A 26,664-nucleotide genomic window follows, 5' to 3' on the forward strand; every position below is an offset into this window, starting at 1 on the left:
GGCGATAGCGTGGGCTCCTCCACGACTGACGAGCCGTGCGGGATCAGCATCACCGCCCGCCCGCCCACCTGCCCAGGCGCTGGCACAGCCGAAGCGCTCTCGTCGGCGAGCTGCTCGCAAGCCCATCCGCTCAAGGTCCCGTTCGGCGGCGGCGAGTTCGTCCCGCTCGGCCCGCGCCTCCGCCAGCTGCTTGGCCAGCTGTTCTTCGAATTCGTCCAGTTCCGCGCGCCGCGCGGTGATCCGTTCCAGCAGCTCGGGATCCATGCACGGGATCCTAGAAGGCCACCCGGTCAGGGCGAGCAGGAACCGGCGAACCGACCGTCGCCTGTCGGCTGATGGAGATGAGACTGAACGATTTGAAGGCCGCCTGCTCTCCGGCGGGCGAGGAGCGCCGGCCGAAGCCCGGGTCGGCGGTGGCGGCGCAGGAGGACGCCCGCGGCGAGGCACCTGTACGGAAAGGCAGAACGACCAGTCCCGGGGGTTACGAGGCCGGCTGATCGGGCGGGATCCTGACGAAAGCCTGGCTCGGCGGAGGGAGCAGCCTGTGAACTGCCCGAGGTGCGGAGGAACAGCCCAGCAGGGTCCGAACGGGTCGTGGTCTTGTCCGAACTGTGGGCCCATCAGCGGCAGTACGCCCGCCGCAGCCGCGAGCGCACTACCCTCCACAGAATGAGCGCGCCACAGGAAGCACCCCAGCCGGCCGCCGCAGACGACGGTCCGAAGATCACCCGGACCGACTGCGACCGATGCGGGACTCGGGTCGCGGGAATCGACGGCCGGTACGCGTGCGGGGTGTGCGGCTGGGTGAACCACTGGTCCGAGGGGCACCGGCCACTACCGCCAGCGGAAGCGGACGTCGACTTCCCCGGCCGGACCGGCGCCGCCACCCAGCGCGAACGCTGACCGACTTCAGGCCGCCTGGGCTGCTTTTTCGTTCATGAAACCGCCTGAGTCACCAGCATTGGTTCCAGGGCGTGGCCGATGGTTGCGGCATCATGCGGGCTTCGAAGGGGCTGCGGCGATGATGTGCGGGTGTTCTATGAAGATCTCAGCGAGTACGACTACCAGGACGAGGATGCGTTCACGGACAGGGCGTCCGGGTTCTGCGTTCTCTGGTATCGCCCTGCGTACACCCGCCTGAACATCGGGTGGCTGGAGGCAGGCCGGCCATACCCCAGAGGCGAGGTCTCGGTGGCCTTCGTGGAGAAGCTGAAGGCTGTCCAGAAGGTCCAGTGGATGAACGTGTGTCTCGGGCAGCACGAGTGCGACCTGTGCCCCGAGGAGGAAGCACCGGAAGGGAACGGGGAGGTCCGGATCCCCAGCCCGCCCGGGATCGCCTACGCCGCTCCATTCCTGATCACGCACTACGTCACCGCCCACCTTTACCGACCGCCTCAGGTCTTCATCGACGCCGTTCTCGCTGTCGACCTCGACACGTGGGCCGCCGCGCGGTGGCCCGACGTCCCCTTTCCCTGGGTCCCGGATGACGCGGAACGCATGCTGGAGTAGGAGAGAGGCGTCAGGTGCGCAACCGGAGCCGGATCGACGCGACGGTGATTGATCGCATAGTGCGGGTGGCGAAGTATGCGAGCCACGCAGGGATGGAATCGGCCTTCCGGCACACGATCCAGAGCATCAAGCCGGAGGCCTACCGAACCTGAAGCTGGCGAAGTACGCAGCGGCACCACCCACCGAGGCCGGCCGGCCAAACTGCAGGTTGCTTGATCTCATACGAAGGCCCCCGCGGAACCGGCGGGGGGCCTTCATGCCTGAGCAGGAGGTTGTGTCGGAAACCAGACCCGCACTCGACGCCACCCGCTGGTGGGCAGGCGGGGGCGGACAGCCAGGCAGGGGAGCGGGGGAGGGGACCCGAGCCCGATCGGGGGCCCGTCATCACGCCTGGCTGTACGGGCAGCATCGCTGTCAGCAGGCGGGTAAGAGTTTGGTGCCTGCTACCAGAAAGAGCTGGGAGGCTTCGCCGATGCTCACCCCGTCGATTTCCGCCTCAAACCGGAGTTCTAAGTACGGGCCCATCTCTTCAAGCCCATTTGGCGAAAACTGCACGTTGACCAGCTCGCCGACCGCCGACTCCAGCCCCTTGGAGGACACGCGGACTCCGGCCCAGCCGTGTTCTCCCTCCTCCCACTTCTTGACCACGTGCTTGCCCGTCTCCGAGCGCTGAACGCTCAGAGACGTTACGCGCAATCCAGCCCTCCCCCAGGCCGTGCGGGGCCACATGCAGCGGCAGACCCGCCGACGGGGGTGGAGATGTGCGTGCCGGTGGGCACGTATCGCGAAGGCGACCTCGGGGATGCCCCGGCGATCCGCAGGCTCGTAGTGCACATTGACATCGGCCCCCGCGGGCCTGCCAGTGGCGTACATGCGGATCGTGTGCCCCAGGACGCTCGAAAGCTTCAACACGACTTCGCGTGCTCCTTCGTTGCTTGGTTGACCTGCCAGAGTGGTGATGCCAGAGCTGATCACCTCCTCAAAGGAAACCTCAGGAACCGCTGGCCGCGGGGCTTCGCATCGCGAGAGTTGGCTCATACACGCGCCGCGTATCGGCATCGCGATCCAGGCCCATGGCCTGTGTGCCGCCCGAGACCGGCCGCTCGGCGCCAACTGCGGCCCGTGGGCGGTCACCTTCAGCGCCGCCCGGCGCTCGCGAAGTTCCTCCAGCTTCTCGGGGGCCCGGACAAGCCGGCCGCGGACCTGGTGGCGGCGGCGTCCAGCCCCGAGTACCCGCCCGAGCTGATCGAGTCCGCTCCCCGCGCGCCGCCAACCGAACGCTCCTGCGGGTGTCCGCTGCGGCGGTACGGGGTCGGTCGACCACCACGAGGAGGGCGCCGAACAAGGCTGGCGGCAGCACGGAAGGGGCCGGACACCTGCGGTGAGGCGGCACCGAACAGCAGGAGCGCAAGCCGAACCAGCGCTGGCGTCCGATCCAGCCGGGCGCGTCCGGGTAAACCGGGCGTCGACGTCCGGCTGGATCAGCGCTGGTGAGATGGCCCGCCAGTGGTCCGGTGATGGTGAGTCTTGCCAGCTGACCCGTGGTCCGGCCGTCTTTTTCCGTCAGCGTTTCGCCCTGGTGGGAAGGGCTGGGTGGGCCTTCTGGCCGTCCAGGTGGACCGACAGGCTGGTGAAGCCCTGAAGGGAGATGGAGCGGAGCTGGGCGGGTTCGGCCGCGAGCTCAAGGCGCGGGAACCGTGTGAAGAGGCAGCGCAGGGCGATCTCGGTTTCGAGCTTCGCCAAACGGGCTCCGAGGCAGTAGTGCGCCCCGTACCCGAACGCGATGTGCTCCTTGCTCGTGGAACGATGGATGTCGAACTCGTCCGGTCGCTCATGACGTTGTGGATCGCGGCCGGCGGCGACTGTGGCCGCCAGCACCGCCTCACCCTTGCGTATACGGGTGCCTGCGACGTCCACGTCCGCGGTGGCGTACCTGAGTACGACGTGTCGGATGGGAGGCGAGAAGCGGAGCCCCTCATCCACCACGCGGCTCCATGCTTCGTCATCGCCCCGGAGTAACTCGGACAGAGCATGTGGGTGCGTCAGCAGGGAATGAACCGTGTTGGTGATGGCGTTGATCGTCGTCTCGTGCCCGGCAATGAGGATCAGGAACAGTGTTTCGACCAGCTCCTGCTCGCTGAGTCGGTCGCCGTTGTCGTGGGCCTCGATCAGCGCGGCCGTCAGGTCATCGGCTGGGGCGTTGCGCTTGAAGGCGATGAGCTTGCCCAGTGTGTTGTAGATGTCGGTGACGGCGATCCTGATGTCCGTATCCGGATCGCCGCTGTCCTGAGGGATGACGAGCCTGTCGAACTGCTGCCGCAGACCGGATATGGCCGTGTGCGGGACCCCGAGAACCTCGCAGATGACTCGGACGGGCAGGGGAAACGCGAAGGCCTCGCGAATATCGGTTGGCTCGCCGTGGGTGGCCTCCAATTCATCCAGGAGCTCTTCAGCGATCTCGGTGATGCGAGACCGGAGAGCCTCGATGGGGGCACGGGTGAAGGCCCCGCTCACCAGGCGGCGCAGTCTGCGGTGGTCGTCGCTTCCCTGGTGCAGCATTGATGCCCCTCGAACCAGGGCGATGAGCTCCCAGTCGTCCGGCACAGAGCCGTCCTGGAGTGCCGGCCAGTGAGCTGGGTCCTTGGTCAGGTGTTCGTGCCCCAGGACTTCCCGAGACGTGCTGAGGTCGGCGGCTGCCCAGGCCGGGACCCCGCCCGGCAACGTCACCGGCACGAGACGGCCCAGGAGGCGAAGTTGCCTCGCTTCCTCCGTCGAATTTGCGTCAGGTTTGAGGGAGAAACGGCCGGAAGGGTTCACGAATGCTCCAGAGGTCGGGTAGGACACGTGCAGGGCGGAGCCGCGCACGCGTCGCCGGCGCGAGACTCGATGGGGCGATGGAAGTCACTGTCCTGATCACGTGCAGCAAGCCGTCGCCTTTCTGACCATGGCGGACGCCGCCGGGCGTCGCCAAGGTACCGGGCAGTCACGGGCTGACAGGACAGGAGGGGGAAGCCTTTCCTGCTTGGCCGGCTTGAGAGCAAGGCCTTGCGGACCGCGGGGCGGTACGGGCTACGGGGGAATCAGGATGTCGCACAACCAAAGGACGCTCTCTGATCGAGGCGGAGAGAGGAATTCGGACCACCTGGTACGGGAGATCGTCGACAGTGCGCGCCAGGCTCTCGGCATGACACGCAAGGGGCTCGCTGAGGCCGTCGGCGTTCATCCCCGGACCCTGCGCAACTGGATGCAGCACCCCTCAAGGCTGACAGGCGAACAGATCGAGCGCCTGGCTCGTTCTCTGTGCATGAGCGCAGAGAACGAGGCGAACCTGCGCCTCCTGACGTCACGGAAACCCGCCCCGCTGACGGTTGCCGAGATCCGGGAACAGCCGGACATGGCGATCTACCGCAGGTTGGTCGACAGCACGTCCTACCCGTCGATGGTCACTGACTACTCGGCGGAGAACATCTACGTCAACGCGGCTTTCCGGGACCTCTTCGGGAGCGTCACACCGCACGCGTATGCATCGCCGCTGAAGAACGGCCTGACCTACATCCTCTTCCATCCCCAGGCAGGGGAGGTGCTCGGCAGCGGCGACTACGCCTCGTTCCGCGAGTATTGGCTCATGCCCGCAATGGCGCATTTTCTTGCGGCGTGGCAGCAGCGGCCGGGAGACGCCAAGTTGCTGCGTATCAAAGAAGAGATCCTGCGCCGCCCGGAGGTGCGCCGTGCCTATGAGGCGGCCCCCAACTGGATCGTGCGGAGCGGAGACATCCATGTGAACAGCACGGCTCGCCCATTTCGGGATCCGCGCTCCGGCAGGCTGCGCACGGTGCACATTGTGACGGAGGGGCACCACGGCTACCAGCCGCTCCCCGTGACGCACACGACGTGGGTTCTCGACGACCTCGAACCCCCTCAGGTCCCTGAGCAGCATGGCCGGCACCAAGAGCCGCCGGCCAGGGGTGAGGAAGCCAGATGTTCCTGTGGGCCGGGGCAAGCGGCCCCGTAGGCCCGGGCCGCTCCCCGGATGGGGTGCCAGTCACGGCTGGGTGCCCCCTCCCCCCGATACCCGCTTACGGCACGCTCCCGCCGCCCGGGCTGCCCGGCCCACGGAGCAACCGCGAGTGCTTTGAGGCGTCTGCCGGAGGCCACTGATCCCGCGAGGATGTACGAGGAACTGCGGCAACAGTACGGGCCTGTTGCTCCCGTGCCCAGCCCCTTCCCTCAGCCGTACCGTTGCCGGCCCCAGAGTCCGCCCCACCCTCCGCTGGACGGAAGCAGTCCTGGTGGCAGTCGTTGCTGCGGTGATGCAGCGCCTCGGGGAAACAAGCTCAAGGCCTGGCCGGCGGGGAACCGCTGAGCTGCTTCGCTTGGGGCTGGCTACTACTCCCGCCCGCCGTGAGTCCGGCGTCCCACCTGGCGTGCGCAGCGGTACCGAGTCCGAACAAGACCCCTTGTTCCCACGCTGGGGCCTCGGATTTCGGTGAGCGCTCGCGGAGGATGAAGGTCGCTCGCTGGAGCGTGGTGGCCTGATAGCCCTGGTGTGCTTCGGTGATGATGTGGGCGTTGACCAGCCTTCCCACCCGCGGATCCCAGAAGAGGCGAGCGGATGGGCTGATCGCGATGTCTCCGTTCTCCGCGATCCACTCCGGCACGCGCCGGTAGGCCCGTCGTATGGCAGCGCGCCGGTTGATCTCCTGCTCGATCGACTGGAGCCGGGGGTCCTCGGGGCACTGCTGGAAGGTGGCGGAGAAGTGCGCCAGGGCCGGCATGAGCCAGTCGTCCCGGAAGGCGTGGACGTCACCGCCGCCCAGGAGCGTGGGCGCGTCCGGGTGGAAGAAGATGAAGTGCTGGGTGTTGCGCGTGGGGTGGGCCGTGGCGTGGCGGCGCACTCCTCCGAAGACTTCGCGATAGGCCTTGTTCGTGATCACGACGTCCCAGCAGTAGCTGTAGACGACGGACGGGTGTCCCAGGGCGTTGATCATGTCCTGGTAGAGCGTCATCTCCGGGGTCCGCCGCAAGTCACTGACGGCCGGCGGAATTTGGCCGGTCATCCTGTACAGGTTGACGCGGTTTTCCGCGCTCATCTCCAGCGCGACGACGAGCCGGTCGATTTCCCTGGCCTGCAGGCGGGAGGCTCTCGCCAGCCAGTTGCGGTACGACCGCGCGGTGATTCCGAGGCGGTCCGCCAGAGCCTTCTTCGTCAGGCCGTGGGCTCGGCGCATGCCTTCCAGGAGTTGGGCCACCATCGCGTCGCGTGCCCGGGAGCCGGCGGTTGCGGCAGCTTCCTCGCCCTGCGCTGAAGTCACTGCGCTGCACCTCCCGTCTCCTGTGCGGGCGGCGTGCCCTGCGGCGACGACCGCACGATGCGGAGGGCCGCCTCCATCGCGGTTCTCTGTTGCTGCGTCATGCCCGAGAGCAGAGCGGCGAAGCAGGCCGTGGTGTCGCCGCTGCGCTCCCATGCCTGCTTCGTCAGACCGGCCGTGTACTCGTCGCGCGAGCCGACCCCGGTGTAGTGAAACGCCCTGCAGGAGAGGGTGCGCGTCACCCAGCCCTTGGTGTGGAGATTGTCCCTGACCGTCGCAACCGTGGTGTAGGCCAGAGTGCGCCCTTCCGCTCGGAGCGCATCCTGCACCTGGACCGCCATTGGGGCGTTCGCTCCCCATAGACGTGTCATCACGGTGTCCTCAGGTTCCCCCAGTTCACGAGTCATCGCGCCACCCTAATGGGCCTGTTCACGCAGCTGACAGGGCAAGCCTCTGGTGCGCCGACAGTTGAATGGGAAACCGTGTTCCTCTTCCCGGAGCGTCGGCGTGGAAGTGCTCCGGCAACCACCCGGAGAATCCGCAGGCACCTGTTTCAGCAGTGGGCCGAGGCCCGTGCAGGGGCGTGTTCGGTGGGTTCGACGAGCACGGCTGTCGCGCCGAAGGCGCCATCACGGCGGAAGTGGCCTTTATCTCAGTGGCTTTCGCCTGCCTGTGCTCTGTGGAGACTCCCGCTCAGTAATTACTATGCCGCTCAGTCGATCTTTGCGGGCTCCCTCCACCGCACGTTTCCCGACCAGTACGCCGGATCGCCAGGCGACCGCCGGCGCCGCGAAAGGACGCTTCCTGTCTCAGCAGTTGGCGGCCGTACCCCCCTGCCAAGGGCCGGATACCCGGCCTCGGCCACATAGCCCGGCTGGCGCGGGATCCGCTTGCGGTCCTCCGGGCTTTGCGCCGTGAGGGTGAGGTGCTGCGACTCGACATCGGCGGTATGCCGATCGTGGTGGTCACTAGCGCCGCCACGGTCAACCAGGTCACGGTGAAGTACGCGAAGTCGTTCTGGAAGGGACGTCTCTTCGAGCGGATGCGGCCGCTGGTCGGCAATGGGCTCGCGAACAGCGAAGGGCCGTAGCGCATACGCAACGGGTGCATGGTGCAGCCGATGTTCTACAAGGACGCCTTCTGGGCTACGCGGATGTGATGAGCGCGCGGGCAGGTGCCCTCGCCGGCTCCTGGACGGCGGGCCAGCGGATCGACGTGCACCACGCGATGGGCACGTACGCCATCGAGACCCTTGCTGCCACCTTGTTCGCCGCCGACATCGGCCGCCCCGCCGCGGGAGCGGTCCGCGAGGACCTGCCGATCATCACGAAGTACATGCTCTTCAGGGCACTCGCGCCCAAGGTCACTGACAACTGGCCCATCTGGAAGAAGTTCGACACAGCGGTGGCGCGGATGCGTTCGGTACTCGGCCAGGTTATCGCCACGACTCGCGCATCGGACCCGGAAAAGCGTACGGACATGCTGTCGCTGCTTCTGTCCGCCCGGGACGACAAGGGCGACGGCCTTTCGGACAAGGAGGTCCGCGACGAACTCACCACGATGCCGTTCGCCGGCAGCGAGACGGTGGCGTCCACGCTCGCCTGGGCCCTGCACCACTTGGCCGAGCGGCCCGATGTTGAGGAGGAACTGCTGATCGAGATCGGCAAGGTCGTGGGGGACGGCCCGGTCGCCCTTCGAGCACGTGCCTCAATTGCCGAGCGTGACCCGTGTCCTCGACGAGGTGATCCGGCTGCACGGGTGGTGACGCTGATGCGCCGGACTGTCGAGCCGGTCGCCATCGGCGGCTTCGACATCCCGGCCGAGACCGAGGTGCTGTTCAGCCTGTACGCGCTGCACCGCAATCCCGGCCTGTACCCGGACCCGGACCGCTTCGACCCCGACCGGTGGCTGCCGGAGCAGGCCGCAGGGCGACGGCGCGAGCACGTCGTGCCCTTCGGGGCAGGCAACCGCAAGTGCATCGGCGACAAGTTCGCCTGGATGGAGGCTACGATCACGCCGGCCACGATCCTGCCGCGGTGCAAGTTGCGACCCGTGCCCGGCACGAAACCGCCGAAGGAGTCCACGGCGTCCATGGCGCATCCCACCCGTATGCCGATGGTCGTGCAACCCCGCTGACGCACAGCTGCGCAGGCGGCCGGTCCCGTACTCACGTACTCAGGGACCGGCCACACGTGCGTCCTGCCGCCGACGGCTCCACCCGGGGCGGGCGCCTTCACCGGCTGCGCGGCGGGGCTGTGGTGAAGACGGGCTCGGGAAGCCACCGGATCTCTTCGTCGCCGGTGCAGTGGATGCGCACCGGCGGGAACGCGGCCGGCAGCGACTCCGGGAAGCAGTCCGCGCCGCCCCAGGGTGCCAACCGGATCCCGGTGGCCGGTATCGACAGACGCATGCCCGGCAGGCGGAACAGCAGCCGCTCCACGGCCGAGTCGGCGATCAGACGCGCCAGCGCCTGCCCGTCACGAACCAGGACGTTGCCGGTGACGGGCAGGCCGCGGCGGTCCGTGGCGGTGTGCGTCCCGCGCGGGCCGGGCAGACGGTCGTGCAGGACCCAGCCGATCCGCCTGGTGGCCTCGGCGATCACCTGCAGAAGCAGGAGGCGCACCTGCCGCTCGACCTCGGAGTGCTGCCCGGAAGGTGCGTAGTGGAGCATCCAGGACACGAGGTCGGGACCCGGGGTTGCCTGCTTCTCGACGACCAGCCGGCGCACGAGGCGGACCAGGTTCTTCTCGGCACGCTCCGGACCTCTCGATTCTCCGAGCAGAGCGGGGACAGCCTGACCGATGCCTGGCGCGTACCGCTCGTCCATCCCGAGCATCCCGTGCATGACGAGGAGCGGCAGCGGGCGAGCGAAGCCGAGGACCAGGTCCTCGCGCCCGGCCGGGACGAAGTCGTCGATGACGCCGTCCGCGACGTCCAGGACGTACAGGCTGGTGAACGGGCCCAGCTCGCCCAGCGCCTTGCTAACGAAGCTGTCGGGGGAGCTCACAGTGTCTCCGTGGTCTGTGGGGAAGCGTGAGTCGGCGGGGGTCACCGGGTGCCCAGGATCGTGGTCATGGGCACACCCGCGTCCACGTTGAAGCTTCCGTCGTAGTGGAGGTGGAGCCGCCCGTCCGTGAAGAGGGCCGGATCGGGCGCTTCACTGGCGAACATCGCGTTCTCCGGCGGGAATGTCAGGAAGGCGTCCTCCCCAATGACGCCGTCGGGAGTCTTCATCAGCAGGGTCGTGTTGCCGTCCTCGGCCGCAAGGTGCAGAACCTCGCTGCCCCGCATGCTGGTCGGCAGCATGTAGGCGATGACGCCCTTGCCGTCCGTCTGGATCGGGGCGACGACGCGGGAGAGCTTGGGGTCGGCCTTCTTGCCGTCCGGGCTGATGCGCGTCGGTGAGGGCGGCTTGGGCTTCTCGCCCGCTACGCTCCGCGCGGTCTCTTCGGGCTGCGAGGCGTACCAGCCCGCACCACCTGCCACCAAGGCCGAGGCCGAGGCCGCTCCACCCACGAGCACAGCATGTCGGCGCCGGCCGCGCCCCCGCCTTCCGGGCGCCGACGGCGGCCATCCGTTACCGGCCATCGGCTGCCCCGGTCCGGGGACAGGAACGTGCGACAACGCCCCGTGCTCTGGGGGGCCGAACGTGCCATGCGGCGGGGGGCCTTGTGGAATGGGCGGATGCGACATGGCGAGCGGGACCTCCTGGTGGGCTGACGACGCGTGACACGGGCGGATCTCGACGCTCGGGGCCGGCTTGGTCCGCCCGCCGTGCCGACGTGCGGCCCTGCCGAACGGACCGCCATTTACCAGGTCGAAAGTGGCCTTGATATGGCACGCGAAGACGTCCGCTGGTTCGCAGCTGGGAACCTGACTTCAGCTCAGCGCGTGATCCGCTCCGGCAGAACATAGTGGACTGGGCGACCGCGTAAACGTGAGAGGAAACCTCGTTTCCCCTTGGTGGCGCATCCCCTCGGAATCACGAGGACAGGGACTCGAGACGATGAAGGTCGGCCCCAGAATGAGTCGACCGGAGCGGGGACCGATGATTCTGGCGATTCGGAGGGCGGACCGCGAGCGGGGGCCCGCCTACGCACTGCCGACATGGCTCCGGTGGGCAGCTGAGCGACGTAACAGCTGTTCCCGTGCTCCATACGCGGTTGTGGGGCCAACCGTAGGGGCGCAATGGGAAATGCAGGCTGCCGTCACCTTTGGTGAGAGATTGCTGCCTTATGGCTCGAAAGGGCCTTGTGTGCCACGAGGGATCCGTAAACCAACCGCAAAGCGCTGCGACGTTTCAGGCGCGTGCGCGACCACGCTCCTTGCGCCCCGGCAGCACTGCCGCAGCCCACCATGCGGCGCCCGCAGGCCTACGCTGCCCACGGATCGCCATCTGGTTCATGTGGGCCTCAGCAGCACCATCGCCAACCGGACATGAGCATCGGCATGCTTCAGGCGTTGTCGGGGCGAAGGTCGCCCCGAAACTGTGAGGTGCGCCACAAGGGGGCCGTGACCCGTGATGCCCGTGGGGCGCCCACCGCTGGGATGCATGGGTGCGCCCGTCCCAAGAGGCGCGCCGCACATGGACATTATGGAGGGGTGGGGCATTTGAGCCCGCGTACGTCGCATGCGTACCGACCACTGAGCATGAAGCGCCGGGCCTGGCTGACGCTCGGTGCCGTCGTTCTGGGCGGGGCCGGCATCGTCACGATCGCCACGGCCAACCCGCCCGGCTCGCCGGGCGGTCACAAGGAGCAGGAGCGGGCCGCCGCCCTGCGCACGATGCAGCTCGGCGGCGGCAGCGCCACCGACCGGGATCTGCCGGCGACCGAGACCGAGCCGTTCTCGCTCGTGGGCATCGGCTGGGACAGCCCGTCGGCCGAGGTCGAGGGCACCGCACAGGTGCGTACGCGGGAGAAGAAGACAGGCAAGTGGTCGCCCTGGCAGGCCCTGGAGCTGGACTCGCACGGCCCTGACAGCCCCGAGGGCACGGCCCGCGGCGCCTCCGAGCCGCTGTGGGTCGGCCCCTCCACCGCCGTCCAGGTGCGGGTGAAGGCGAGCAAGGCCCTGCCCAAGGGGCTCAAGCTGCACATGGTCGACCCGGGCGTCAGCAGGGCCGAGGCGAAGAACCCGGCCGGCACGGGCAGTGAACCGGCCGCGTTCGCCTCGGAGACCGCGCCGCCCTCGGACTCCGCCACGCCCACCGATGCGGCATCACCGTCGGACCCCGGCGCCCCCACGGACTCCGCGACGCCGACGCCCACGGACTCCGTCCCGGTCTCGCCGTCCCCGAGCGACTCACTGAGCCCGAGTCCCAGTACGAGCCCCAGCCCCACCGCCACCAAGCCGACCGCGCCGCCGTCGACGGTGAATCGCCCGCCGATCATCTCGCGCGCCCAGTGGGGTGCCGACGAGTCGAAGGTCGACGACCCGGCCGAATACATCGACAAGGTGCAGGCCGTTTACGTCCACCACACGGTCGGCTCCAACAATTACAGCTGCGCCGAGTCCGCCGCCCTGGTCCGCGGCATCATGACGTACCACGTCGAGACCGAGGGCTGGAACGACCTGGGCTACAACTTCCTGGTCGACAAGTGCGGCCGCATCTTCGAGGGCCGCGGCGGCGGCGCCGACCTGCCGGTCAAGGGCGCCCACACGTACGGCTTCAACAGCTACTCCACCGGCATCGCCCTGCTCGGCGACTTCGAGGGCGACACGGCGACCGGCAAGGCGGCGGGCCGTCCGACGACCGCCGCACTGCAGTCGACCGCACGCGTCGCGGCCTGGAAGCTCGGACAGTACGGCGGCAACCCCAAGGGCACGGTGACGCTGGTCGCCCAGGGCGACACCGGCAAGTACAACGAGGGCCAGTCGGCCACCATGAGCGTGATCTCCGGTCACCGGGACGCGTTCGCGACGGCCTGCCCGGGCAAGAACCTGTACGCGAAGCTGACCGCGATCCGCGACTTCGCCGCCGGTGCCGGCCGCAACTCCGCGATCCCGACCGGCGACTACAACCGCGACGGCGTGCCGGACCTGGTCGTCGGCCTGCCGCGGGTCTCCAGCAGCGACGGCAGTGTCGTGGTGCTCCCGGGCAACGGCGACGGCCCCAACGCGGCGGCCCGCCGGACGATCAACCAGAACAGCACCGGCGTGCCGGGCAGTTCGGAGGCCGGTGACGGCTTCGGCTCGGACAGCGCGTGGGGCGACGTCAACGGCGACGGCTACGGCGACCTGCTCGTCGGCGCACCCGGCGAGGACGGCACGTCCACGCAGGCGGACACCGGCCAGGTGACGGTGCTGTACGGTCCGGGGCTGACCTCCGGCAAGTCGTACTGGACCAACGAGACCACGCGCGTGGCGGGCGAGAAGCTCGGCGCCGCCGTCGCCACCGGCGACTTCAACGCGGACGGCAAGTCCGACGTGTTCTCCGTGGCGCCGGGCAAGCCGGGCCGCTGGTGGGTGTTCGACAGTGCGACAGGCGTCGCCCGCTCCGGATACCTGAACACGGCCGCGTACACGGGAGCGGTCGCGTACGCGAGCACGGCGGCGGGTGACTTCAACAAGGACGGCTACGGCGACGTGGCGGTCTCGTACCGCGACCCCGGCGGCGTGGGCCGTCTTCTGTGGCTCAAGGGCTCGGCCACCGGCCTTCAGCGCGTCGGCATCCTCGACGCGCGCGGCGGCCGCTCGCTCGCCTCGGGCGACATCAACGGCGACGGCTATGCGGACCTCGCGGTCGGCCAGCCGGGCACCACGGAGTCCGGCCACACGCTCAAGGGCGGTGCCGTCACGGCCGTGTTCGGTTCGTCGACGGGTCTGACCTCGACCGGCCGCAAGACGCTCGGCCAGGACACGAGCGGGGTGCCGGACACGGGCGAGACCGGTGACGACATGGGCGCGTCCGTGTCCGTGGGTGACGCGAACCTCGACGGCTACGACGACATCCTCACCGGACTGCCCGGCGAGGACATCCCGCGCGGCGGCGTCTCGCAGACGAACGCCGGCCAGGCGATCCTGCTGCGCGGTTCGTCGACCGGACCGACGGCGACGGGATCGGTGGCGTACCACCAGGACACCACCGGGATGCCGGGCACGACGGAGTCGAACGACCGCCTCGGCTCGTCCGTCACGCTCGCCGACCTGTCCGGCTACGTGCGCGCGGACGTGGCGATCGGCGCGGACGGCGAGGACGCGAACAACGGCACGGTCCTGCAGCTGGACAACAGCAGCACGAGCGGCATCACGCCGGGGTCGGGCGTCTTCTACGGCACGTCGGCGCTGGGCGCGCCGACGGGTGTGCGCATCGGCCTGGTGCTGACGCCGTAGCCCCGCGCCGACCACCGGGCCCGTCGGACCCCCGCAGGGGGCGTCCGGCGGGCCCGGCTCGTTCACGGGACCGGCATGTCCGGTCACGGTCGTGTGGCTTTGCACAAGTAGTGGTTCCGGCCCAGCTTCTGTGGTGTCGCCACTGTGGCGTGTCGTTGCTGGTCCACCGCCTCGAGGCCAAAGGCGTTGCGTCGGCGCACGGCATTCGGCAGCGAGCGACCGCAACGAAGCGCGAGGTGGGATCGGGCCGACCGGATTCGAACCGGCCCTCCCACATGCGGTGAAGGCGCGACAACCACTGCGCTACGAGCCCCATCCCGCTCGCGCTCATGCGAGCCCCCTGCACTTCGCCGCCTTCGAATTTTCGAAGGCGACGACAGATGACTCAGCGTGGCCGCGCCACAAAAAGCTGAGCCAGAACCGCAGTAGTGACGTCACCTGTCGATGAGTTGGGGAGGCACCCGTTCCATGGATCGGTGACGTTGAGGAGTTCGGGTTCTGACTCAAGTCCCTTGCCCGGTAACGGTGGGTGGTCTCAACCCATCCGAGATGGAGCTTGTCAGCGGCGTGCTGGAGGTCCACGAACTCACCGGCGGCCGGGAGGGGGCGGTGATCGTGCTGCCGTCGCCGGGCCGGTATGCGGTCGTTCTCGTGCCGACGCGCACACCTCAGAAGCCGGGCGGGTCTGTCCAGGTGGTCGTCGGTTGCTGAGCGGACATGACGACGGCTGCCAAGTCTGCACCCGCTCGGAGCAGCGCCACGCTCCTTACAGCGATCTGATCAAGACGCTGTTGCAGGATGCGCTGGGTCTCTCCCAGGCCGTCGAGCTGGTGCAGGGAGCCCATGATGTCGCGCACTGCGGGAATGCCGTAGCCGGTGCCGCGCAGGGCCGCAACGATGCGGGCCGCTCTGATCGCTGAAAGACCATAGCGACGTGCTCGCAGTGACGTCACGCGCTCGGGGACGACCAGCCCTTCCTGCTCCCAGAACCGCAGGGCTGAGGGGCGTACACCGAGTGCTCCGGCGAGCTCCGTGATCGTCATCGCGTCACCCCCGTGCTCGAACTCGCCGGTGTTCGCCTCGGCTTGGATAGCACGCAACGCTTCCTGCGCGCGTAGCGCCTCATCTCGTTCCCTCGCGAGCCGAACGTGCACCGCGTTGATCGCCGAGGCTGCCGCCGCGATGGTCTCTGTTCGCAGCTCCGCGAGCATCTGCCGGGCCTCGACAGGCCCAACAGCACTTGCAAGTCCCCGATAGGCCCGCAGAGCGTGCACGTGAACAGGTCTGTAGGAACGGTAGCCGTTGCTGGACCGAGCGGCTGGGGGAATGACTCCCAGCCGCTCCAGGTCGCGAACCTGTTGCACCGAGTACCCCGACTCTCTGGCGAGATCGACTGTTCTGAGCGGTACTCGTTGCGAACCGCTCGTGGTCTCGCCCACTGGCCAACCCCACATAAGCACTTGAAGGTGATGCTTGAACCATGAGTATGGAACAGATCATCGCGACCGTGCGAGGCTTCGACGGCGCGCTCGTGCTTGTCCCGGAACCGGGAGGCGACTCTCCCGAGCTTGCGTGGGCGGACGCGTTCTTCTATTACGCCCCCGACGGCCAGATGCCTACGAACGTCCAGCCCTACGGGACGATCGTCACCAAGGACTACCCCGACGACGCCGCTTCCGACCTTGATCCTCCGGGTCGCTGGCGTGTGAACATCCACGTCGACCGCGCGACGTTCCAGGATCTCACCGGGGAGGAGCCGCGCAGCCTCAGCCGCCCTCGCGACTACGCAGCCGCCGACAGCGTGATGCCTCACCCGGTATACGGCGCGCTCGGCTGGGTCTCTGTCGTCAATCCCGGTGAGCGGACGACGGACACCGTCGTGCAGCTTCTGCACGGCGCCCACGACGCTGCTCGTGCCCGGTTCGCGCGGCGACACAAACGGACAACTGCGTCCTAGTAGGCGCGCATGTAGCGCTGGTAGAGAGGTCGTCAGGCACGGTGGTGTCTACTCCTCGCCTGCGGCGGTGCATGAGCCATGGGAGCGGGGGCGGTGATCTCCGGCTTCGGGAATGCGACCTTGCGCACATCCGTGAGCTGACCTTCCGCCCCCGCTGCCCGTCAGCGAGTGGGGATCTGGCAGGCGATCTGCTTGCCGATCGGTGACTTCCGGATCGACCGGGCGGGCGCGTACAAGTCCAGCAAGCCGAGCCCCCTGCCGGACTCCGCCTCATCGCTGTCCAGCGGTACACCCGGCGCGTCGAAAGTCGGCCAGCGGGTCGTGGACCCGCACAGCGACGCCGCTCATCGCGCGGAACACCTCCACTACCAGCGGCACATGAGGGCCGACGGCCCGCGACGGCGTACCCGGCCAGCCCGGAACAATCTGTCAGTCCTCGTCCGTAGGATCACAGCATGTCTGATGCCTTCACCGTCCTGTGGACCCATGACACGTGCCATGCCCTGCGCAAGGCGGGTCGCGTGGGCGAGCGGCCGCCGGTCGCCTTCAGCGGCGTCCATTCCTCCCTGCCCGCCTGGTCGGGTGCCCGTGCTGGGGACGAGGTGTACGCGCTGCACGTCAACCAGTGCGTCGTGTTCGTGGTGAGCCGGATGCGGGTGATCGACATGGAACGGCGCGACTGCTGCGGTACCGCCCCGGCGACGTGGCACGACCCGGCGTTTCCCGGGCACGGCGACTGGTCGATGCTCGGCGCCGGCGGCTGCGGCGCCGCGGCGGTGCACGTGGACGCGACGCCCGTACGCTTCGATATGCCGATCCCCGGAGATCTTCTGACGAGGCTTACCTGGCGTAACCGCCGAGGCCAGACCCGCAGTCTGAAGTATGTGGTGGACGGCCGTCTCGAACGCTCTATCAGCCTCCAGGGCTTTTACCGTCTGACCTCCGAGTCCGCTGGAGAGTTGGCAGAGGCCTTCAGCGGCGATGCCTTGTGAACGGTGGTGTGTCACGGCGGACAACGAAGAGCCGGCCCGCAGAGGCCAAGCCTCCTCTGAGCGGCGAAGCGCCAGACACATAGGGGGCCTGTCCAGGACTCACTCTTCGCCCACCGAGTGGTAAAGCCAGTCCTGGGCATCCGCGGCGGCACGTTCGGCGGTAGTGAAGGACAGCACACGCTCCACCAGCGGCAGGTGCTGCCCCACCTGGGAGGAGGTGAGCAGGAAGTTGCCGCACCAGCCGGGCAAGAGGGAAGCACGTGCCGGACCGATTGCATGGAAGAGGGAGACGCGACCGCGTACTCCTTGGTGTGGACGGAGATGAAGCAGCCTTCCTCGCTCCGAATCATGCGGCGGAGCCGAAGTGGCACGGCTACCGTCCAGGACCTCTCCTACAGATCACCGGGCGGCAGGACCTGCCGGCTCCGGTCGAACTGTCACCTGCGACGATTCGGCTGTGAGCTATGACCTTGCCGTGTGGGACGGTGAACGCCCTCTCGACAACCACCAGGCGGGCTCGGTCTACGACGAGCTGTATGCGCGCTACCTGGAGTCGGATGATGTCGTCGTGCCTCCGGCACCGAGCACCGTGGCCTACGTCGAGGCGCTCGTCGACCAGTATCCAGACGACGTCGACGGCGGTGTCGGATGGGCGTCGCCACCTGTCATTGACGAGGCCTCGGGGCCAATCGTGTACCTGTCCATGTCCCATGGCAAGGCCGAGGAAGTCTCCGAGTACGCCAGCTTTGCTGGCTCGCGGGCACGGGCTCGTCTGCTTTGATCCGCAGGGAGAATGCCTGCGGCCGTGAACTGCGTGCTCTGTCAGATGGCTGACAAGAGAAAGATGCCTGCGATGAGGAGGCCGGCGCGGTAGACAGCGGCGGTCTTCTCATAGCGGGTGCGTGCTCAGTTCGCGAGCCAAGAGCTGGGGATCGACGCCTGGACGGCTTCGGCTTCGGCTTCGCGAACCCGCGCTGCGGGACGAATCCCGCGCCCCTGGGACCAGCAGTGGAAGTTGGCGCTCATCGAGGTCCTAGCGGAGGGTGCGGCCGCCGGGGAATTCCCGTGCGAGGATCCGGCGGCGGCAGCCTGGCGGCTGACGGCGTTCCTGGACGGGCAGGCCGTCCAGATGACGTCGTACGCCGGGTCACTGAGCCGCGCGCCGATGCTCCAGTGGACCGATGAGGCTCTCGCTCGTGAACGGGGCATCGACCAGGCCGCGTTGACTGCCACGGCACGCTGAGCACCGGCCCGCTCCAGAGTCACGCCGGGCACCTCCGCCGGCCGGCTCTCCCGGCGGCTCAGGTCTGCTGCAGCGGTTCGTAGGCCGCGGCGTCCAGACCGAACGTCCAAGCGACGCCTTCCTTCGCCGTGCGCGTCGTGGGCGGCACGCGCAGCCAGTACGTACGGTGGGTGCCGTCGGGCTCCGGCGTGGAGTTGACCACCTCGACCATCACCACGTCCTCGTCGTCCGCGAGCGCGATCCGCCACAGGATGCCGGTCTCGTCGCGGTGCACCGGCTCGGCGCCGGACTCCGCGAGGTAGCGGTCGTATCCGTAGTACTCCAGCATCACGCGGCGCAGTTCCGCGTTCTCCTCCGTGCGTATCCGCTCGGGGGTCAGTGCCGTCAGCTCGCGCAGGAACTCGGCGGGCACCGGCATCCCACGCCACGCGTGCAGGGCGAACCCGTCCGGGAAGACCAGGGCGGGGCCGTCGCCGTTGTCGAGCCGGCCCGCCTCGTCGCGGTGCAGCTGCGTGGGCCGTTCGCAGATCACGACCGCGTTCTCATACGGCCACCACCAGCCGGCGTGGGCGGCGACGCGCGCGAGTCCCTCCAGCCGGTCGCTGCGGCCGTCGAAGGCGGCCAGCCACGCCGCGTCGTGCTGCCCGAGGACCGCGTCGAGCAGGACGACACGGATGTCCGTCTCGGCCTCGGCGCGGCCGTCGGTGTCCTCCGGCGCCTTCTCCAAGAGCGCCTCCACGACTCCCGTCCGTATCCGCTCGGCCAGCGAGCGGGTGCCGTCCCAGAGCAGCGCCCCGGTCGTGCTCCACAGCGCGGTCCAGCCGCCCGGGCCCAACTCGCCGTGCACCCGGCACCGTTCGTCCGCCCATGGACGGGTGCGCACGTCGTCGCGCACGGAACGTCCCGGCTCCTCGAGGGCCCGCACGGCCACGACGCCCGCGAGGGGCGAGCCCGCCCAGACGATCCGCTCGGGCGCGGTGAGCCCGGCCGTACGGTACGCGAGCCGTACGCCCTCCTCGGCGGCCGCCCGGTCCGCCGGCCCGGTCGCCGCCGCGATGGCCCGCCACTTGTCCGCATGCTGCATGTGAAAGTCCCGTCCCCTGATGTCGTTCCGCATCTCGTGCCCTCTCGCCACCACGCCCGCCGGGGTCAGTCGGCGACGATCCGCACCGCTCCGGGCAGGTACTCGCGCTGGCGCACCACCCGGTACCACCCCTTCGGCAGCGGTATCGCCGCATGCTCCTCGTGCACCACCCGGCCGCCTTCCGGCAGATGCAGCAGCATCGGCCCGAACGGCCCCGGCTCGCGGACCAGTCGGCCCGGTCCGGTCACCGCGTGGGCGTGGCCCGTGACCTCGCCGAGGGCGAGCACCATGCGTCCGCGTGCGTCCCGTGCCTCGCCCGGCGCTCCGGCGACGTGCGAGGGCACGGCCTCCCCTGCGACGGGCACGATCAGCACGTCTCCCTGCCGGTACATGGCTCTCCCCTTCCCGCCGGGCGCCGTGTGCGTCCGACCTGCTAACGACGTTAGGGGGCGGGTCTGACAATGGGGTTCGGCGTCGCGGGGAGGCCGCCCCCGCGGGCCGGAGTGTCAGTGGCGCTTGGTAGAACTGCTCGCACGTCAGCGATCAAGCCTCACCGGTGTCTGGAGCCCGTCATGACCATTTCGGACCATCTGCAGGAGTGGTACGGCCTGCCCGCGTTCGACTTCCCCGACGCCGAGGCTCAGACCGCGTCGAAGGCCGCGCTGCCGGCGCCGGAGAGCGTCGCCTGGCGGATCTCGGTCGACTCGTACGACAGCGAGGAGGAGTGGCACGAGGCGTTCGCCCGCTTCGCCGCGGCGGTGGACACCACACAGGTGCGGGCGCTGATCGTCGGCTCATGGAGCGAGGCCTACGACTCGTCCCCCGACGACGTCATAGAGGCGCTGACCGGGGCGAAGGACCGACTGCCGCGGCTGCGCGGGCTGTTCATCGGCGACATCACGTTCGAGGAGTGCGAGATCTCCTGGATCAACCAGGGCCAGGTGACGGGGCTGCTCGACGCCTTCGGGGACCTCGAGGAGTTCGGTGTGCGCGGCGGGCAGGGGCTGGGGTTCACCGCGGTGAAGCACGAGCGGCTGCGCTCCCTCGTCGTCGAGACGGGCGGCCTGGACGCGGGCGTGGTGCGCGGCATCGCCGCGAGCGACCTGCCGGCGCTGGAGAATCTCGACCTCTGGCTCGGCACCTCGTGGTACGGGGCGAACACGGACGTGTCTGACCTGGAGCCGTTCCTGTCGGGCACGAGGCTGCCGCGCCTGCGGCACCTGGCGCTGCGCAACAGCGAGATACAGGACGCGATCGCCGTCGCCGTGGCCGGCGCACCGGTGGTCGCCCGCCTCGAGATCCTGGACCTGTCGATGGGCACCCTCGGTGACGACGGCGCCGAGGCCCTGCTGAACGGCCAGCCGCTGACCCACCTGAAGAAGCTGGATCTGCACCACCACTTCATGAGCCAGACGATGGTGCAGCGCCTGTCCGACGCCCTGGTGCCGGCCGGTGTGGAGCTCGACGTCTCGGAGTCCGAGGCCGACGGCTCCGGCGGCAGGGAAGACCGCTACACGGCTGTCGCGGAGTGACCGGCTCCACCCGCCGCCCCGGCCCCCGCCTCGCGGTCGTCGGCATTCCGACGGGCCGCCGTGCGGCGTTGTTCCAGGACGCGCTGCGCACCGCGGGCCTGCCCGCCGCGCGGGTGGTGCCCTGGCTCGATGTGCTGGGCGGCCGGGCGGAGTTCCGGGCGGGCGAGCTGGTGCGGATCGACTCTCCGGGCGAGGACGCCGAGGTGGAAAGGGCGTTGCGCGGCGTCGACGATCCGACCCGCGTGGAGGGCACGCGGCTCTGGTACGAGCGGTTCACCGCCGCCGTGGTCGAGATCGGGGCGCTGGCGGCGGCGGGCGGGGCGGAGCTGCTCGACGATCCGGCGCGGCTCGCCGTGCTGTTCGACAAGCGTCTGTGTCACGCGGCCCTGTCGGCGGCGGCCGTGCCGGTGCCCGAGTCGCCGACGTCCGGCGCCGGTGCGCCCGAGGTCGGCGGCTGGGACGACGTGCGCGCGCTGCTGGCCACGACCGGCCTGCGGCGGGTGTTCGTCAAGCTCGCGCACGGCTCGTCCGCGTCCGGGGTGCTGGCCCTGGAGACGGCGAGCCGGGGCCGGGTGCAGGCCATCACCTCGGTGGAACGGGACGCGAGCGGACGCCTCTTCAACAGTCTGCGGGTCCGGCGCTACAGCGGCGAAGGCGACGTCGCCGCGCTGATCGACACCCTCGCACCGGACGGTCTGCACATCGAGCGCTGGCTGCCCAAGGCGTCGCAGCACGGCCGGGTCGCCGATCTGCGGGTGGTGGTGGTCGCGGGCCGTGCCACCCACGCGGTGGTGCGTACCAGTCGCTTCCCCATGACCAATCTCCATCTGGGCGGCGGGCGCGGCGATCTCGCGGCCGCCCGGGCGGCGACGGAGGCGGCCGGCGGAAGCTGGACGGACACGCTCACCCTCTGCGAGCGGGCCGCTGAGTGCTTCCCCGGGGTGTCGCGAGTCGGCGTCGACCTGCTGCCCGCGACGGGCTGGCGGCGTTTCGCCGTCGGGGAGGTCAACGCGTTCGGGGATCTGCTGCCGCGGCTGACCGGGCTGCCCGGGAGCGGCGCGGAGGGCCTGGACACCTATGCGGCGCAGGTCGCCGCCGTACTGAGCAGGACGAGGAACCATCACCGTGCACATGCCTGACCACGACACGCTCCATGGCCCCGAGGCCGCCGGGACGCCCGACATGAACGAGGTCGTCGGGCGTGACGATCTGCTGCTCGTCACGCTCGACACCCTGCGCTTCGACGTCGCCGCCGAGCTGGCCGCCGAAGGCCGGATTCCCCATCTGGCGCGTCATCTCCCCGGTGGCGTCTGGGAGAAGAGGCACGCGCCGGGCAGTTTCACCTACGCCTCCCATCAGGCGATGTTCGCGGGCTTCCTGCCCACCCCGGCGGCGCAGGGGCCTCATCCGAGGCTGTTCGCCGCCCGGTTCGCGGGCAGTGAGACGGCCGAGGGCCGTACCTTCGTCTTCGACACCCCGGATCTGGTCTCCGCCCTCGCGGGGGTCGGTTACCGCACGGTCTGCATCGGCGGTGTGGGGTTCTTCAACAAGCGGGGGCCGCTGGGTTCCGTGCTGCCGGGTCTGTTCCAGGAGAGCCACTGGGAGCCGGAGTTCGGCGTCGCCTCGCCCACGTCGTTCGAGGCACAGGTGCGACGGGCGGAGGAGGTGGTGGCCGCGCTGCCGACCGACCGCAGGATGTTCCTGTTCGTCAACGTGCCTTCGCTGCACCAGCCCAACTGGTTCCATCTGCCCGGCGCCACCCGCGCCGCCGGTGACTCGCGTGCGACGCATGCCGCGGCCCTCGAGTACGTGGACCGCCACATCGGGCGGCTCTTCGCCGCCGCGAGCAGCCGCCGCCGCTGCTTCGCGATCGTCTGCTCCGACCATGGCACCGCCTACGGCGACGGCGGCTTCACCGGCCACCGGCTCGGCCACGAGGCCGTCTGGACGGTCCCCTACGCCCACTTCTTCCTCGAGGCCTCCGCATGAGCACCCCCGTCACGCACCCCGATCCGCGCCCCTACCAGAGCTACGTCTACGCCTATCCGCACAAGACGGCCTACCGCCCCCTCGGCGACAGCCGGCCCGCGCTGCGCGAGCTGTGGGAGCACGAGCCCAAGGACGCCCTCTCGCTCTATCTGCACATACCGTTCTGCGAGGTCCGGTGCGGCTTCTGCAACCTGTTCACCAGGATCGGCGCGCCCGACGAGCTGACCGGGCGTTACCTGGACGCGCTCGACCGCCAGGCGGCCGCGGTGCGCGAGGCGCTCGGGGACGACGGCCCGGTCCGGTTCGCGGCAGCCGCGTTCGGCGGCGGCACACCGACGTTCCTGACGGCGGGTGAGCTGGAGCGGCTCTGCGACATCGCGGAGAAGCGGATGGGGGCGGACCTGACGGCGGTGCCGCTCTCCGTCGAGACCTCCCCGGCGACGGCGACGGCCGACCGGCTGGCCGTGCTCGCCGATCGCGGCACGACCCGCGTCAGCATCGGCGTGCAGAGCTTCGTCGACGCGGAGGCGCGGGCCGCGGTCCGTCCGCAGCGCCGGGCCGATGTCGAGGCCGCGCTGGGCCGGATACGGGACGCCGGGATCCCCGTCCTCAACATCGACCTCATCTACGGCATCGACGGCCAGAGTGAGCGGACCTGGCTCTCCTCGCTCGACGCCGCCCTCGCATGGGAGCCGGAGGAGCTGTATCTGTATCCGCTGTACGTACGGCCGCTGACCGGTCTCGGCCGCTTCGGCGCCGCGGCCGACGCCGCCTGGGACGAGCAGCGGCTGCGGCTGTACCGCACGGGCCGCGATCATCTGCTCGCCCGCGGGTACGAGCAGGTGTCCATGCGCATGTTCCGCCGTGCCGGCGCCCCGCCTTTTGCCGCCGACGACCACGCGTGCCAGACGGACGGCATGATCGGGCTGGGCTGCGGCGCCCGCTCCTACACGTCGGCCCTGCACTACTCCTTCGACTACGCCGTCGGCATGGGCGAGATACGGCGCATCATCGACGACTTCACCACCACCAGGGACTTCTCCCACGCGGAGGTGGGCCGCCGGGTCGACGAGGGCGAGGCGCGCCGCCGCCATCTCCTGCAGTCACTGCTGCAGGCCGAGGGGATGGAGGTGGCCGGCTACCGCGAGCGGTTCGGCGCCGCTCCCGCCGACCACTTCCCGGCGGAGCTGGAGCGGTTCGCCGCGCTCGGCTGGCTGGACGCGGCCGCCGCCCCCGGCCGGTTGCGGCTGTCTCCGGAGGGTCTGGCCCACTCGGACGCCCTGGGTCCCGAGCTGTTCTCGCCCGCGGTGCGCGCCGCGATGGCCGCGTACGAGCCGAAGTGAGCGGGGCCGTGGATCTGACCGTGCTGTACCGGGGCCCGCTCGCTTCCTGCGACTACGACTGCCCCTACTGCCCGTTCGCGAAGCGGCGCGACAGCCGGGAGCAGCTGCGCGCCGACCGGGCGGCGCTGGAGCGCTTCACGGCGTGGGCGGCGGAGCAGAGAGACGACCGGCTGTCGGTGCTGTTCACCCCTTGGGGGGAGGGCCTGGTCCGCTCCTGGTACCGCAAGGCACTGACCGAGCTGTCGCATCTGCCGCACATCCGCCGGGTCGCGATCCAGACGAACCTCAGCAGCCGTACCGACTGGGTGGCGGACGCGGATCCGGCGAAGCTAGCCCTGTGGTGCACGTATCACCCCGGCCAGACCCCCCATAACCGGTTCATCTCCAAGTGCCGGGATCTGATCCGGCGGGAGATCCGGTTCAGCGTCGGCATCGTCGGCTTTCCCGCCCACCTCGCGGAGGCGCACAGACTCCGCGCCGATCTGCCGCCGCACATCTACCTCTGGGTGAACGCGCCCGAGGGACACGAGCTCTCCGACGCCGAGGCCGACGCCTGGACGGAGCTGGACCCGCTGTTCCCCTACAGCCGCCTTCCGCACCGCTCCGCCGGGCTGCCGTGCCGCACCGGCGAGTCGGTGATCTCGGTGGACGGCGAGGGGACCGTCCGGCGCTGCCACTTCGTCCGCGCCGAGCTGGGCAACCTCTACGACGGCTCGTACCGCCGCGCGCTGCGCCCCCGGGCCTGCCCGCTCGCCGTGTGCGACTGCCACATCGGCTACGTCCACCTGGAGACGCTGCCGCTGTACGACGTCTTCGCCGGCGGCGTCCTCGAACGGATCCCCGCGCCGATTCCCCCGGCGCACTCTCCGGTGCCCCCCGCGCCTGACCTCCTCCGCGTTCAGAGCGGCAGCAGGTCCGGGCGCTTTGCCTCCACATGATCGCCGGAGCTCTCGCCGCGCAGCCGCCGACCGATCCACGGCACCAGGTGCTCACGTGCCCACTGGGCTGGAGGACCGAGTACGCGGCGATGGTCGTCGGCGACCGGGACCTCAAGCTCAGCGGATAGGAGGTCTTCCGATTCGGCAGTGACGAGCTCGCGGACCGCCAACGGGCGGGCACCGGCGCGGCTGCGCGAGGGCGGGCCGCTGCACGGCACCGATCCGTACCTGGATTCCTGGACGCTGCAGATCCTCGGACTGCGGTGACCCCGCATGCCTGGGCCGGGCGGCTGGAGGCGGCCGCGTAACTGGTGGGGGAGCTGCGGCGCCGGATGCGGGCACTGCTGGCCCGGCCGGACGCCCCTTCCGGACCGCTCAGCGCGTACGGCACCCCCTGCACGGGCTCGCCGTGGCGGTCCTTGCCGGCGGCGACCATTGCGCGGTGCGGTTGCTCGCACTGGCCGAACGACTCGGCGTGCTGAGGGAGTTCCAGCCGGCGATGTCCGCAGAGCGAGCCCGGTAGATGGCCGAGAACGCCGACCGGGCGGCGTACGCCGACGCGGTGTCGGAGTACGCCGCCCTCGGGCGGGACGAACTGCGGGAGGCGGCCCGCGCGGCTATCGCGGATCGCGGTTGAACTTCGAGGTCGACCAGAAGTAGCCGAGCACCGCGAGCCCCAGGCACCAAACGACCGCGAGCCACCCGTTGTTGCCGATCTCGCTGCCGAGCAGCAGGCCCCGGAGGGTTTCGATGGCGGGCGTGAACGGCTGGTACTCGGCGATCGGCTGGAACCAGCCGGGCATGGCGTCGACCGGGACGAAGGCGCTGGAGAGAAGCGGCAGCAGGATCATGGGCATCGCGTTGTTGCTGGCTGCCTCGGCGTTCGGGCTGATCAGGCCCATGCCGACCGCGATCCAGGTGAGCGCCATGGCGAAGAGCACGAGCAGCCCGAACGCCGCCAGCCACTCCAGGACGCCGGCATCCGTGGACCGGAAGCCGATGGCCACGGCGACGGCGCCCACGAGGACCACGCTCGTGATGGCCTGCAGCACGCTGCCGACGACGTGCCCGACGATCAGCGAACCGCGGTGGATCGCCATCGTGCGTAAGCGGGCGATGATGCCCTCGGTCATGTCGTTGGAGACGGACACCGCGGTCCCGACCACGGTGCCGCCGATGGTCATCAGCAGGATGCCCGGGACGAGATACGCGATGTACTCGGAGCGGTCCGCACCGCCGCCGCCGATGCCCGCGCTCATCACGTCGCCGAAGACGTAGACGAAGAGCAACAGCAGCATGATCGGGGTGAGCAGCAGGTTCAGGGTCAGGGACGGGTAGCGCCGCGCGTGCAGGAGGTTGCGGCGCAGCATCGTGGACGAGTCGCGCACGGCGAGGGAGAGGGAGCTCATCGGACGGTCCTTAAGAATGTTGGCGGT

At 69.6% G+C, this 26,664-nt stretch carries 27 protein-coding genes, 1 tRNA gene and 1 pseudogene; 16 read left to right on the plus strand and 13 right to left on the minus strand.

From position 1 onward, the window contains the following. Positions 1-9: 9 nt before the first annotated feature. The 3 genes from J7E88_RS36340 to J7E88_RS28560 all read left to right on the plus strand — a co-directional run bounded on the left by J7E88_RS36340 (position 10) and on the right by J7E88_RS28560 (position 1,509). Positions 10-336, plus strand: a complete 327-nt coding sequence (locus J7E88_RS36340) for a hypothetical protein (RefSeq protein WP_251023351.1) — start codon at positions 10-12, stop codon at positions 334-336. 333 nt (positions 337-669) lie between these two features. Beyond that, complete coding sequence (locus J7E88_RS28555; RefSeq protein WP_215186128.1) at positions 670-903, plus strand: hypothetical protein; 234 nt, start codon at positions 670-672, stop codon at positions 901-903. A 129-nt stretch (positions 904-1,032) separates the two neighbouring features. Beyond that, positions 1,033-1,509: a hypothetical protein gene (locus J7E88_RS28560; protein ID WP_215186130.1), complete on the plus strand. Its 477-nt coding sequence runs from the start codon at positions 1,033-1,035 to the stop codon at positions 1,507-1,509. A 414-nt stretch (positions 1,510-1,923) separates the two neighbouring features. Here the strand turns inward: J7E88_RS28560 and J7E88_RS28565 are convergent, their stop codons facing one another. Together J7E88_RS28565 and J7E88_RS28570 are read right to left on the minus strand one after the other, a co-directional pair. Continuing rightward, positions 1,924-2,157 (minus strand): hypothetical protein, encoded by a 234-nt coding sequence (locus J7E88_RS28565; protein WP_215186132.1) that lies wholly within the window; start codon positions 2,155-2,157, stop codon positions 1,924-1,926. A gap of 915 nt (positions 2,158-3,072) precedes the next feature. Further along, positions 3,073-4,068 (minus strand): cytochrome P450, encoded by a 996-nt coding sequence (locus J7E88_RS28570; protein WP_215186134.1) that lies wholly within the window; start codon positions 4,066-4,068, stop codon positions 3,073-3,075. 526 nt (positions 4,069-4,594) lie between these two features. On the opposite strand from J7E88_RS28570, the gene J7E88_RS28575 reads away from it, so the two are divergent. Beyond that, positions 4,595-5,521 carry an antitoxin Xre-like helix-turn-helix domain-containing protein gene (locus J7E88_RS28575; RefSeq protein WP_285427613.1) on the plus strand — a complete coding sequence of 309 codons (927 nt, stop codon included), beginning with the start codon at positions 4,595-4,597 and terminating at the stop codon, positions 5,519-5,521. Positions 5,522-5,843: 322 nt separating this feature from the next. Here the strand turns inward: J7E88_RS28575 and J7E88_RS28580 are convergent, their stop codons facing one another. Both J7E88_RS28580 and J7E88_RS28585 read right to left on the minus strand, forming a co-directional pair. Then, entirely contained in the window at positions 5,844-6,821 is a 978-nt protein-coding gene (locus tag J7E88_RS28580) for a helix-turn-helix transcriptional regulator (RefSeq protein ID WP_215186138.1), read from the minus strand. After that, positions 6,818-7,225, minus strand: coding sequence for a BlaI/MecI/CopY family transcriptional regulator (locus tag J7E88_RS28585; protein ID WP_215186140.1), 408 nt, complete (start codon positions 7,223-7,225; stop codon positions 6,818-6,820). The genes J7E88_RS28580 and J7E88_RS28585 overlap by 4 nt, the downstream gene beginning before the upstream one ends. A 518-nt stretch (positions 7,226-7,743) precedes the next feature. On the opposite strand from J7E88_RS28585, the gene J7E88_RS28590 reads away from it, so the two are divergent. Both J7E88_RS28590 and J7E88_RS28595 read left to right on the plus strand, forming a co-directional pair. Then, entirely contained in the window at positions 7,744-7,908 is a 165-nt protein-coding gene (locus J7E88_RS28590) for a hypothetical protein (protein WP_215186142.1), read from the plus strand. Positions 7,909-7,922: 14 nt separating this feature from the next. Next, entirely contained in the window at positions 7,923-8,954 is a 1,032-nt protein-coding gene (locus J7E88_RS28595; protein ID WP_215186144.1) for a cytochrome P450, read from the plus strand. A gap of 97 nt (positions 8,955-9,051) precedes the next feature. Here the strand turns inward: J7E88_RS28595 and J7E88_RS28600 are convergent, their stop codons facing one another. Continuing rightward, positions 9,052-9,825 carry a cytochrome P450 gene (locus tag J7E88_RS28600; RefSeq protein ID WP_215186146.1) on the minus strand — a complete coding sequence of 258 codons (774 nt, stop codon included), beginning with the start codon at positions 9,823-9,825 and terminating at the stop codon, positions 9,052-9,054. Positions 9,826-9,866: 41 nt separating this feature from the next. Beyond that, on the minus strand, positions 9,867-10,334 hold the full coding sequence (locus tag J7E88_RS28605) for a hypothetical protein (protein WP_215186148.1): 468 nt from the start codon (positions 10,332-10,334) through the stop codon (positions 9,867-9,869). Between the two features lie 1,134 nt (positions 10,335-11,468). Here J7E88_RS28605 and J7E88_RS28610 point away from each other — a divergent pair. Beyond that, positions 11,469-14,150, plus strand: a complete 2,682-nt coding sequence (locus tag J7E88_RS28610) for an FG-GAP-like repeat-containing protein (protein WP_215186150.1) — start codon at positions 11,469-11,471, stop codon at positions 14,148-14,150. A 242-nt stretch (positions 14,151-14,392) separates the two neighbouring features. Here J7E88_RS28610 and J7E88_RS28615 read toward each other — a convergent pair. Next, positions 14,393-14,464, minus strand: a tRNA-Ala gene (locus tag J7E88_RS28615). 354 nt (positions 14,465-14,818) lie between these two features. Beyond that, the gene (locus tag J7E88_RS28620) at positions 14,819-15,604 is read right to left on the minus strand and encodes a MerR family transcriptional regulator (RefSeq protein WP_215186181.1); all 786 of its coding nucleotides are present in this window, start codon (positions 15,602-15,604) and stop codon (positions 14,819-14,821) included. A gap of 32 nt (positions 15,605-15,636) precedes the next feature. Here J7E88_RS28620 and J7E88_RS28625 point away from each other — a divergent pair, with 32 nt between their 5' ends. Together J7E88_RS28625 and J7E88_RS28630 are read left to right on the plus strand one after the other, a co-directional pair. Then, positions 15,637-16,107 (plus strand): DUF6194 family protein, encoded by a 471-nt coding sequence (locus J7E88_RS28625; protein WP_215186182.1) that lies wholly within the window; start codon positions 15,637-15,639, stop codon positions 16,105-16,107. A 455-nt stretch (positions 16,108-16,562) separates the two neighbouring features. Further along, on the plus strand, positions 16,563-17,099 hold the full coding sequence (locus tag J7E88_RS28630; RefSeq protein WP_215186152.1) for a hypothetical protein: 537 nt from the start codon (positions 16,563-16,565) through the stop codon (positions 17,097-17,099). Between the two features lie 99 nt (positions 17,100-17,198). On the opposite strand, the gene J7E88_RS28635 is transcribed toward J7E88_RS28630, so the two are convergent. After that, the gene (locus tag J7E88_RS28635) at positions 17,199-17,348 is read right to left on the minus strand and encodes a hypothetical protein (RefSeq protein WP_215186154.1); all 150 of its coding nucleotides are present in this window, start codon (positions 17,346-17,348) and stop codon (positions 17,199-17,201) included. A gap of 208 nt (positions 17,349-17,556) precedes the next feature. On the opposite strand from J7E88_RS28635, the gene J7E88_RS28640 reads away from it, so the two are divergent. Both J7E88_RS28640 and J7E88_RS28645 read left to right on the plus strand, forming a co-directional pair. Continuing rightward, positions 17,557-17,880 (plus strand): hypothetical protein, encoded by a 324-nt coding sequence (locus tag J7E88_RS28640; protein WP_251023353.1) that lies wholly within the window; start codon positions 17,557-17,559, stop codon positions 17,878-17,880. A gap of 117 nt (positions 17,881-17,997) precedes the next feature. Continuing rightward, positions 17,998-18,342, plus strand: a complete 345-nt coding sequence (locus J7E88_RS28645) for a TetR family transcriptional regulator C-terminal domain-containing protein (protein ID WP_308307642.1) — start codon at positions 17,998-18,000, stop codon at positions 18,340-18,342. Between the two features lie 58 nt (positions 18,343-18,400). Here the strand turns inward: J7E88_RS28645 and J7E88_RS28650 are convergent, their stop codons facing one another. Then, positions 18,401-19,426: a DUF6745 domain-containing protein gene (locus J7E88_RS28650; protein ID WP_215186156.1), complete on the minus strand. Its 1,026-nt coding sequence runs from the start codon at positions 19,424-19,426 to the stop codon at positions 18,401-18,403. 65 nt (positions 19,427-19,491) lie between these two features. Then, a complete protein-coding gene (locus J7E88_RS28655) occupies positions 19,492-19,818 on the minus strand; it encodes a hypothetical protein (protein ID WP_215186158.1) in 327 nt (108 codons plus the stop codon). A gap of 180 nt (positions 19,819-19,998) precedes the next feature. Here J7E88_RS28655 and J7E88_RS28660 point away from each other — a divergent pair, with 180 nt between their 5' ends. Genes J7E88_RS28660 through J7E88_RS28680 form a run of 5 tightly spaced genes read left to right on the plus strand, consistent with a single transcriptional unit; the run spans position 19,999 to position 25,228 of the window. Further along, positions 19,999-20,958 (plus strand): STM4015 family protein, encoded by a 960-nt coding sequence (locus J7E88_RS28660; protein WP_215186160.1) that lies wholly within the window; start codon positions 19,999-20,001, stop codon positions 20,956-20,958. Then, a complete protein-coding gene (locus J7E88_RS28665) occupies positions 20,955-22,097 on the plus strand; it encodes an STM4014 family protein (protein WP_215186162.1) in 1,143 nt (380 codons plus the stop codon). The genes J7E88_RS28660 and J7E88_RS28665 overlap by 4 nt, the downstream gene beginning before the upstream one ends. 43 nt (positions 22,098-22,140) lie before the next feature. Continuing rightward, on the plus strand, positions 22,141-22,947 hold the full coding sequence (locus J7E88_RS28670) for an STM4013/SEN3800 family hydrolase (protein ID WP_215186184.1): 807 nt from the start codon (positions 22,141-22,143) through the stop codon (positions 22,945-22,947). Further along, complete coding sequence (locus J7E88_RS28675; RefSeq protein ID WP_215186164.1) at positions 22,944-24,290, plus strand: STM4012 family radical SAM protein; 1,347 nt, start codon at positions 22,944-22,946, stop codon at positions 24,288-24,290. Before J7E88_RS28670 ends, J7E88_RS28675 begins: the two co-directional genes overlap by 4 nt. A gap of 8 nt (positions 24,291-24,298) precedes the next feature. After that, the gene (locus J7E88_RS28680; RefSeq protein WP_215186186.1) at positions 24,299-25,228 is read left to right on the plus strand and encodes an STM4011 family radical SAM protein; all 930 of its coding nucleotides are present in this window, start codon (positions 24,299-24,301) and stop codon (positions 25,226-25,228) included. On the opposite strand, the pseudogene J7E88_RS28685 reads toward J7E88_RS28680, so the two are convergent. Together J7E88_RS28685 and J7E88_RS28690 are read right to left on the minus strand one after the other, a co-directional pair. Beyond that, positions 25,189-25,293, minus strand: a pseudogene (locus tag J7E88_RS28685) (SGNH/GDSL hydrolase family protein); the annotation flags it as partial. The gene J7E88_RS28680 and the pseudogene J7E88_RS28685 sit on opposite strands and share 40 nt — an antisense overlap. 552 nt (positions 25,294-25,845) lie before the next feature. Then, positions 25,846-26,637, minus strand: coding sequence for an ABC transporter permease (locus J7E88_RS28690; protein ID WP_215186188.1), 792 nt, complete (start codon positions 26,635-26,637; stop codon positions 25,846-25,848). Between the last annotated feature and the right edge of the window lie 27 nt (positions 26,638-26,664).

The organism is Streptomyces sp. ISL-10, assembly GCF_018614575.1.
In the GTDB taxonomy this organism is placed as follows: Bacteria; Actinomycetota; Actinomycetes; order Streptomycetales; family Streptomycetaceae; genus Streptomyces.

Coding starts and splice junctions, on each gene's coding strand:
- J7E88_RS28690 (WP_215186188.1), bottom strand. CDS start 26,637: ATGAGCTCCCTCTCCCTCGCCGTGCGCGACTCGTCCACGATGCTGCGC.
- J7E88_RS28675 (WP_215186164.1), top strand. CDS start 22,944: ATGAGCACCCCCGTCACGCACCCCGATCCGCGCCCCTACCAGAGCTAC.
- J7E88_RS28620 (WP_215186181.1), bottom strand. CDS start 15,604: ATGTGGGGTTGGCCAGTGGGCGAGACCACGAGCGGTTCGCAACGAGTA.
- J7E88_RS28670 (WP_215186184.1), top strand. CDS start 22,141: ATGAACGAGGTCGTCGGGCGTGACGATCTGCTGCTCGTCACGCTCGAC.
- J7E88_RS28610 (WP_215186150.1), top strand. CDS start 11,469: ATGAAGCGCCGGGCCTGGCTGACGCTCGGTGCCGTCGTTCTGGGCGGG.
- J7E88_RS28625 (WP_215186182.1), top strand. CDS start 15,637: ATGGAACAGATCATCGCGACCGTGCGAGGCTTCGACGGCGCGCTCGTG.
- J7E88_RS28660 (WP_215186160.1), top strand. CDS start 19,999: ATGACCATTTCGGACCATCTGCAGGAGTGGTACGGCCTGCCCGCGTTC.
- J7E88_RS28585 (WP_215186140.1), bottom strand. CDS start 7,225: ATGACTCGTGAACTGGGGGAACCTGAGGACACCGTGATGACACGTCTA.
- J7E88_RS28575 (WP_285427613.1), top strand. CDS start 4,595: ATGTCGCACAACCAAAGGACGCTCTCTGATCGAGGCGGAGAGAGGAAT.
- J7E88_RS28570 (WP_215186134.1), bottom strand. CDS start 4,068: ATGCTGCACCAGGGAAGCGACGACCACCGCAGACTGCGCCGCCTGGTG.
- J7E88_RS28650 (WP_215186156.1), bottom strand. CDS start 19,426: ATGCAGCATGCGGACAAGTGGCGGGCCATCGCGGCGGCGACCGGGCCG.
- J7E88_RS28555 (WP_215186128.1), top strand. CDS start 670: ATGAGCGCGCCACAGGAAGCACCCCAGCCGGCCGCCGCAGACGACGGT.
- J7E88_RS28655 (WP_215186158.1), bottom strand. CDS start 19,818: ATGTACCGGCAGGGAGACGTGCTGATCGTGCCCGTCGCAGGGGAGGCC.
- J7E88_RS28630 (WP_215186152.1), top strand. CDS start 16,563: ATGTCTGATGCCTTCACCGTCCTGTGGACCCATGACACGTGCCATGCC.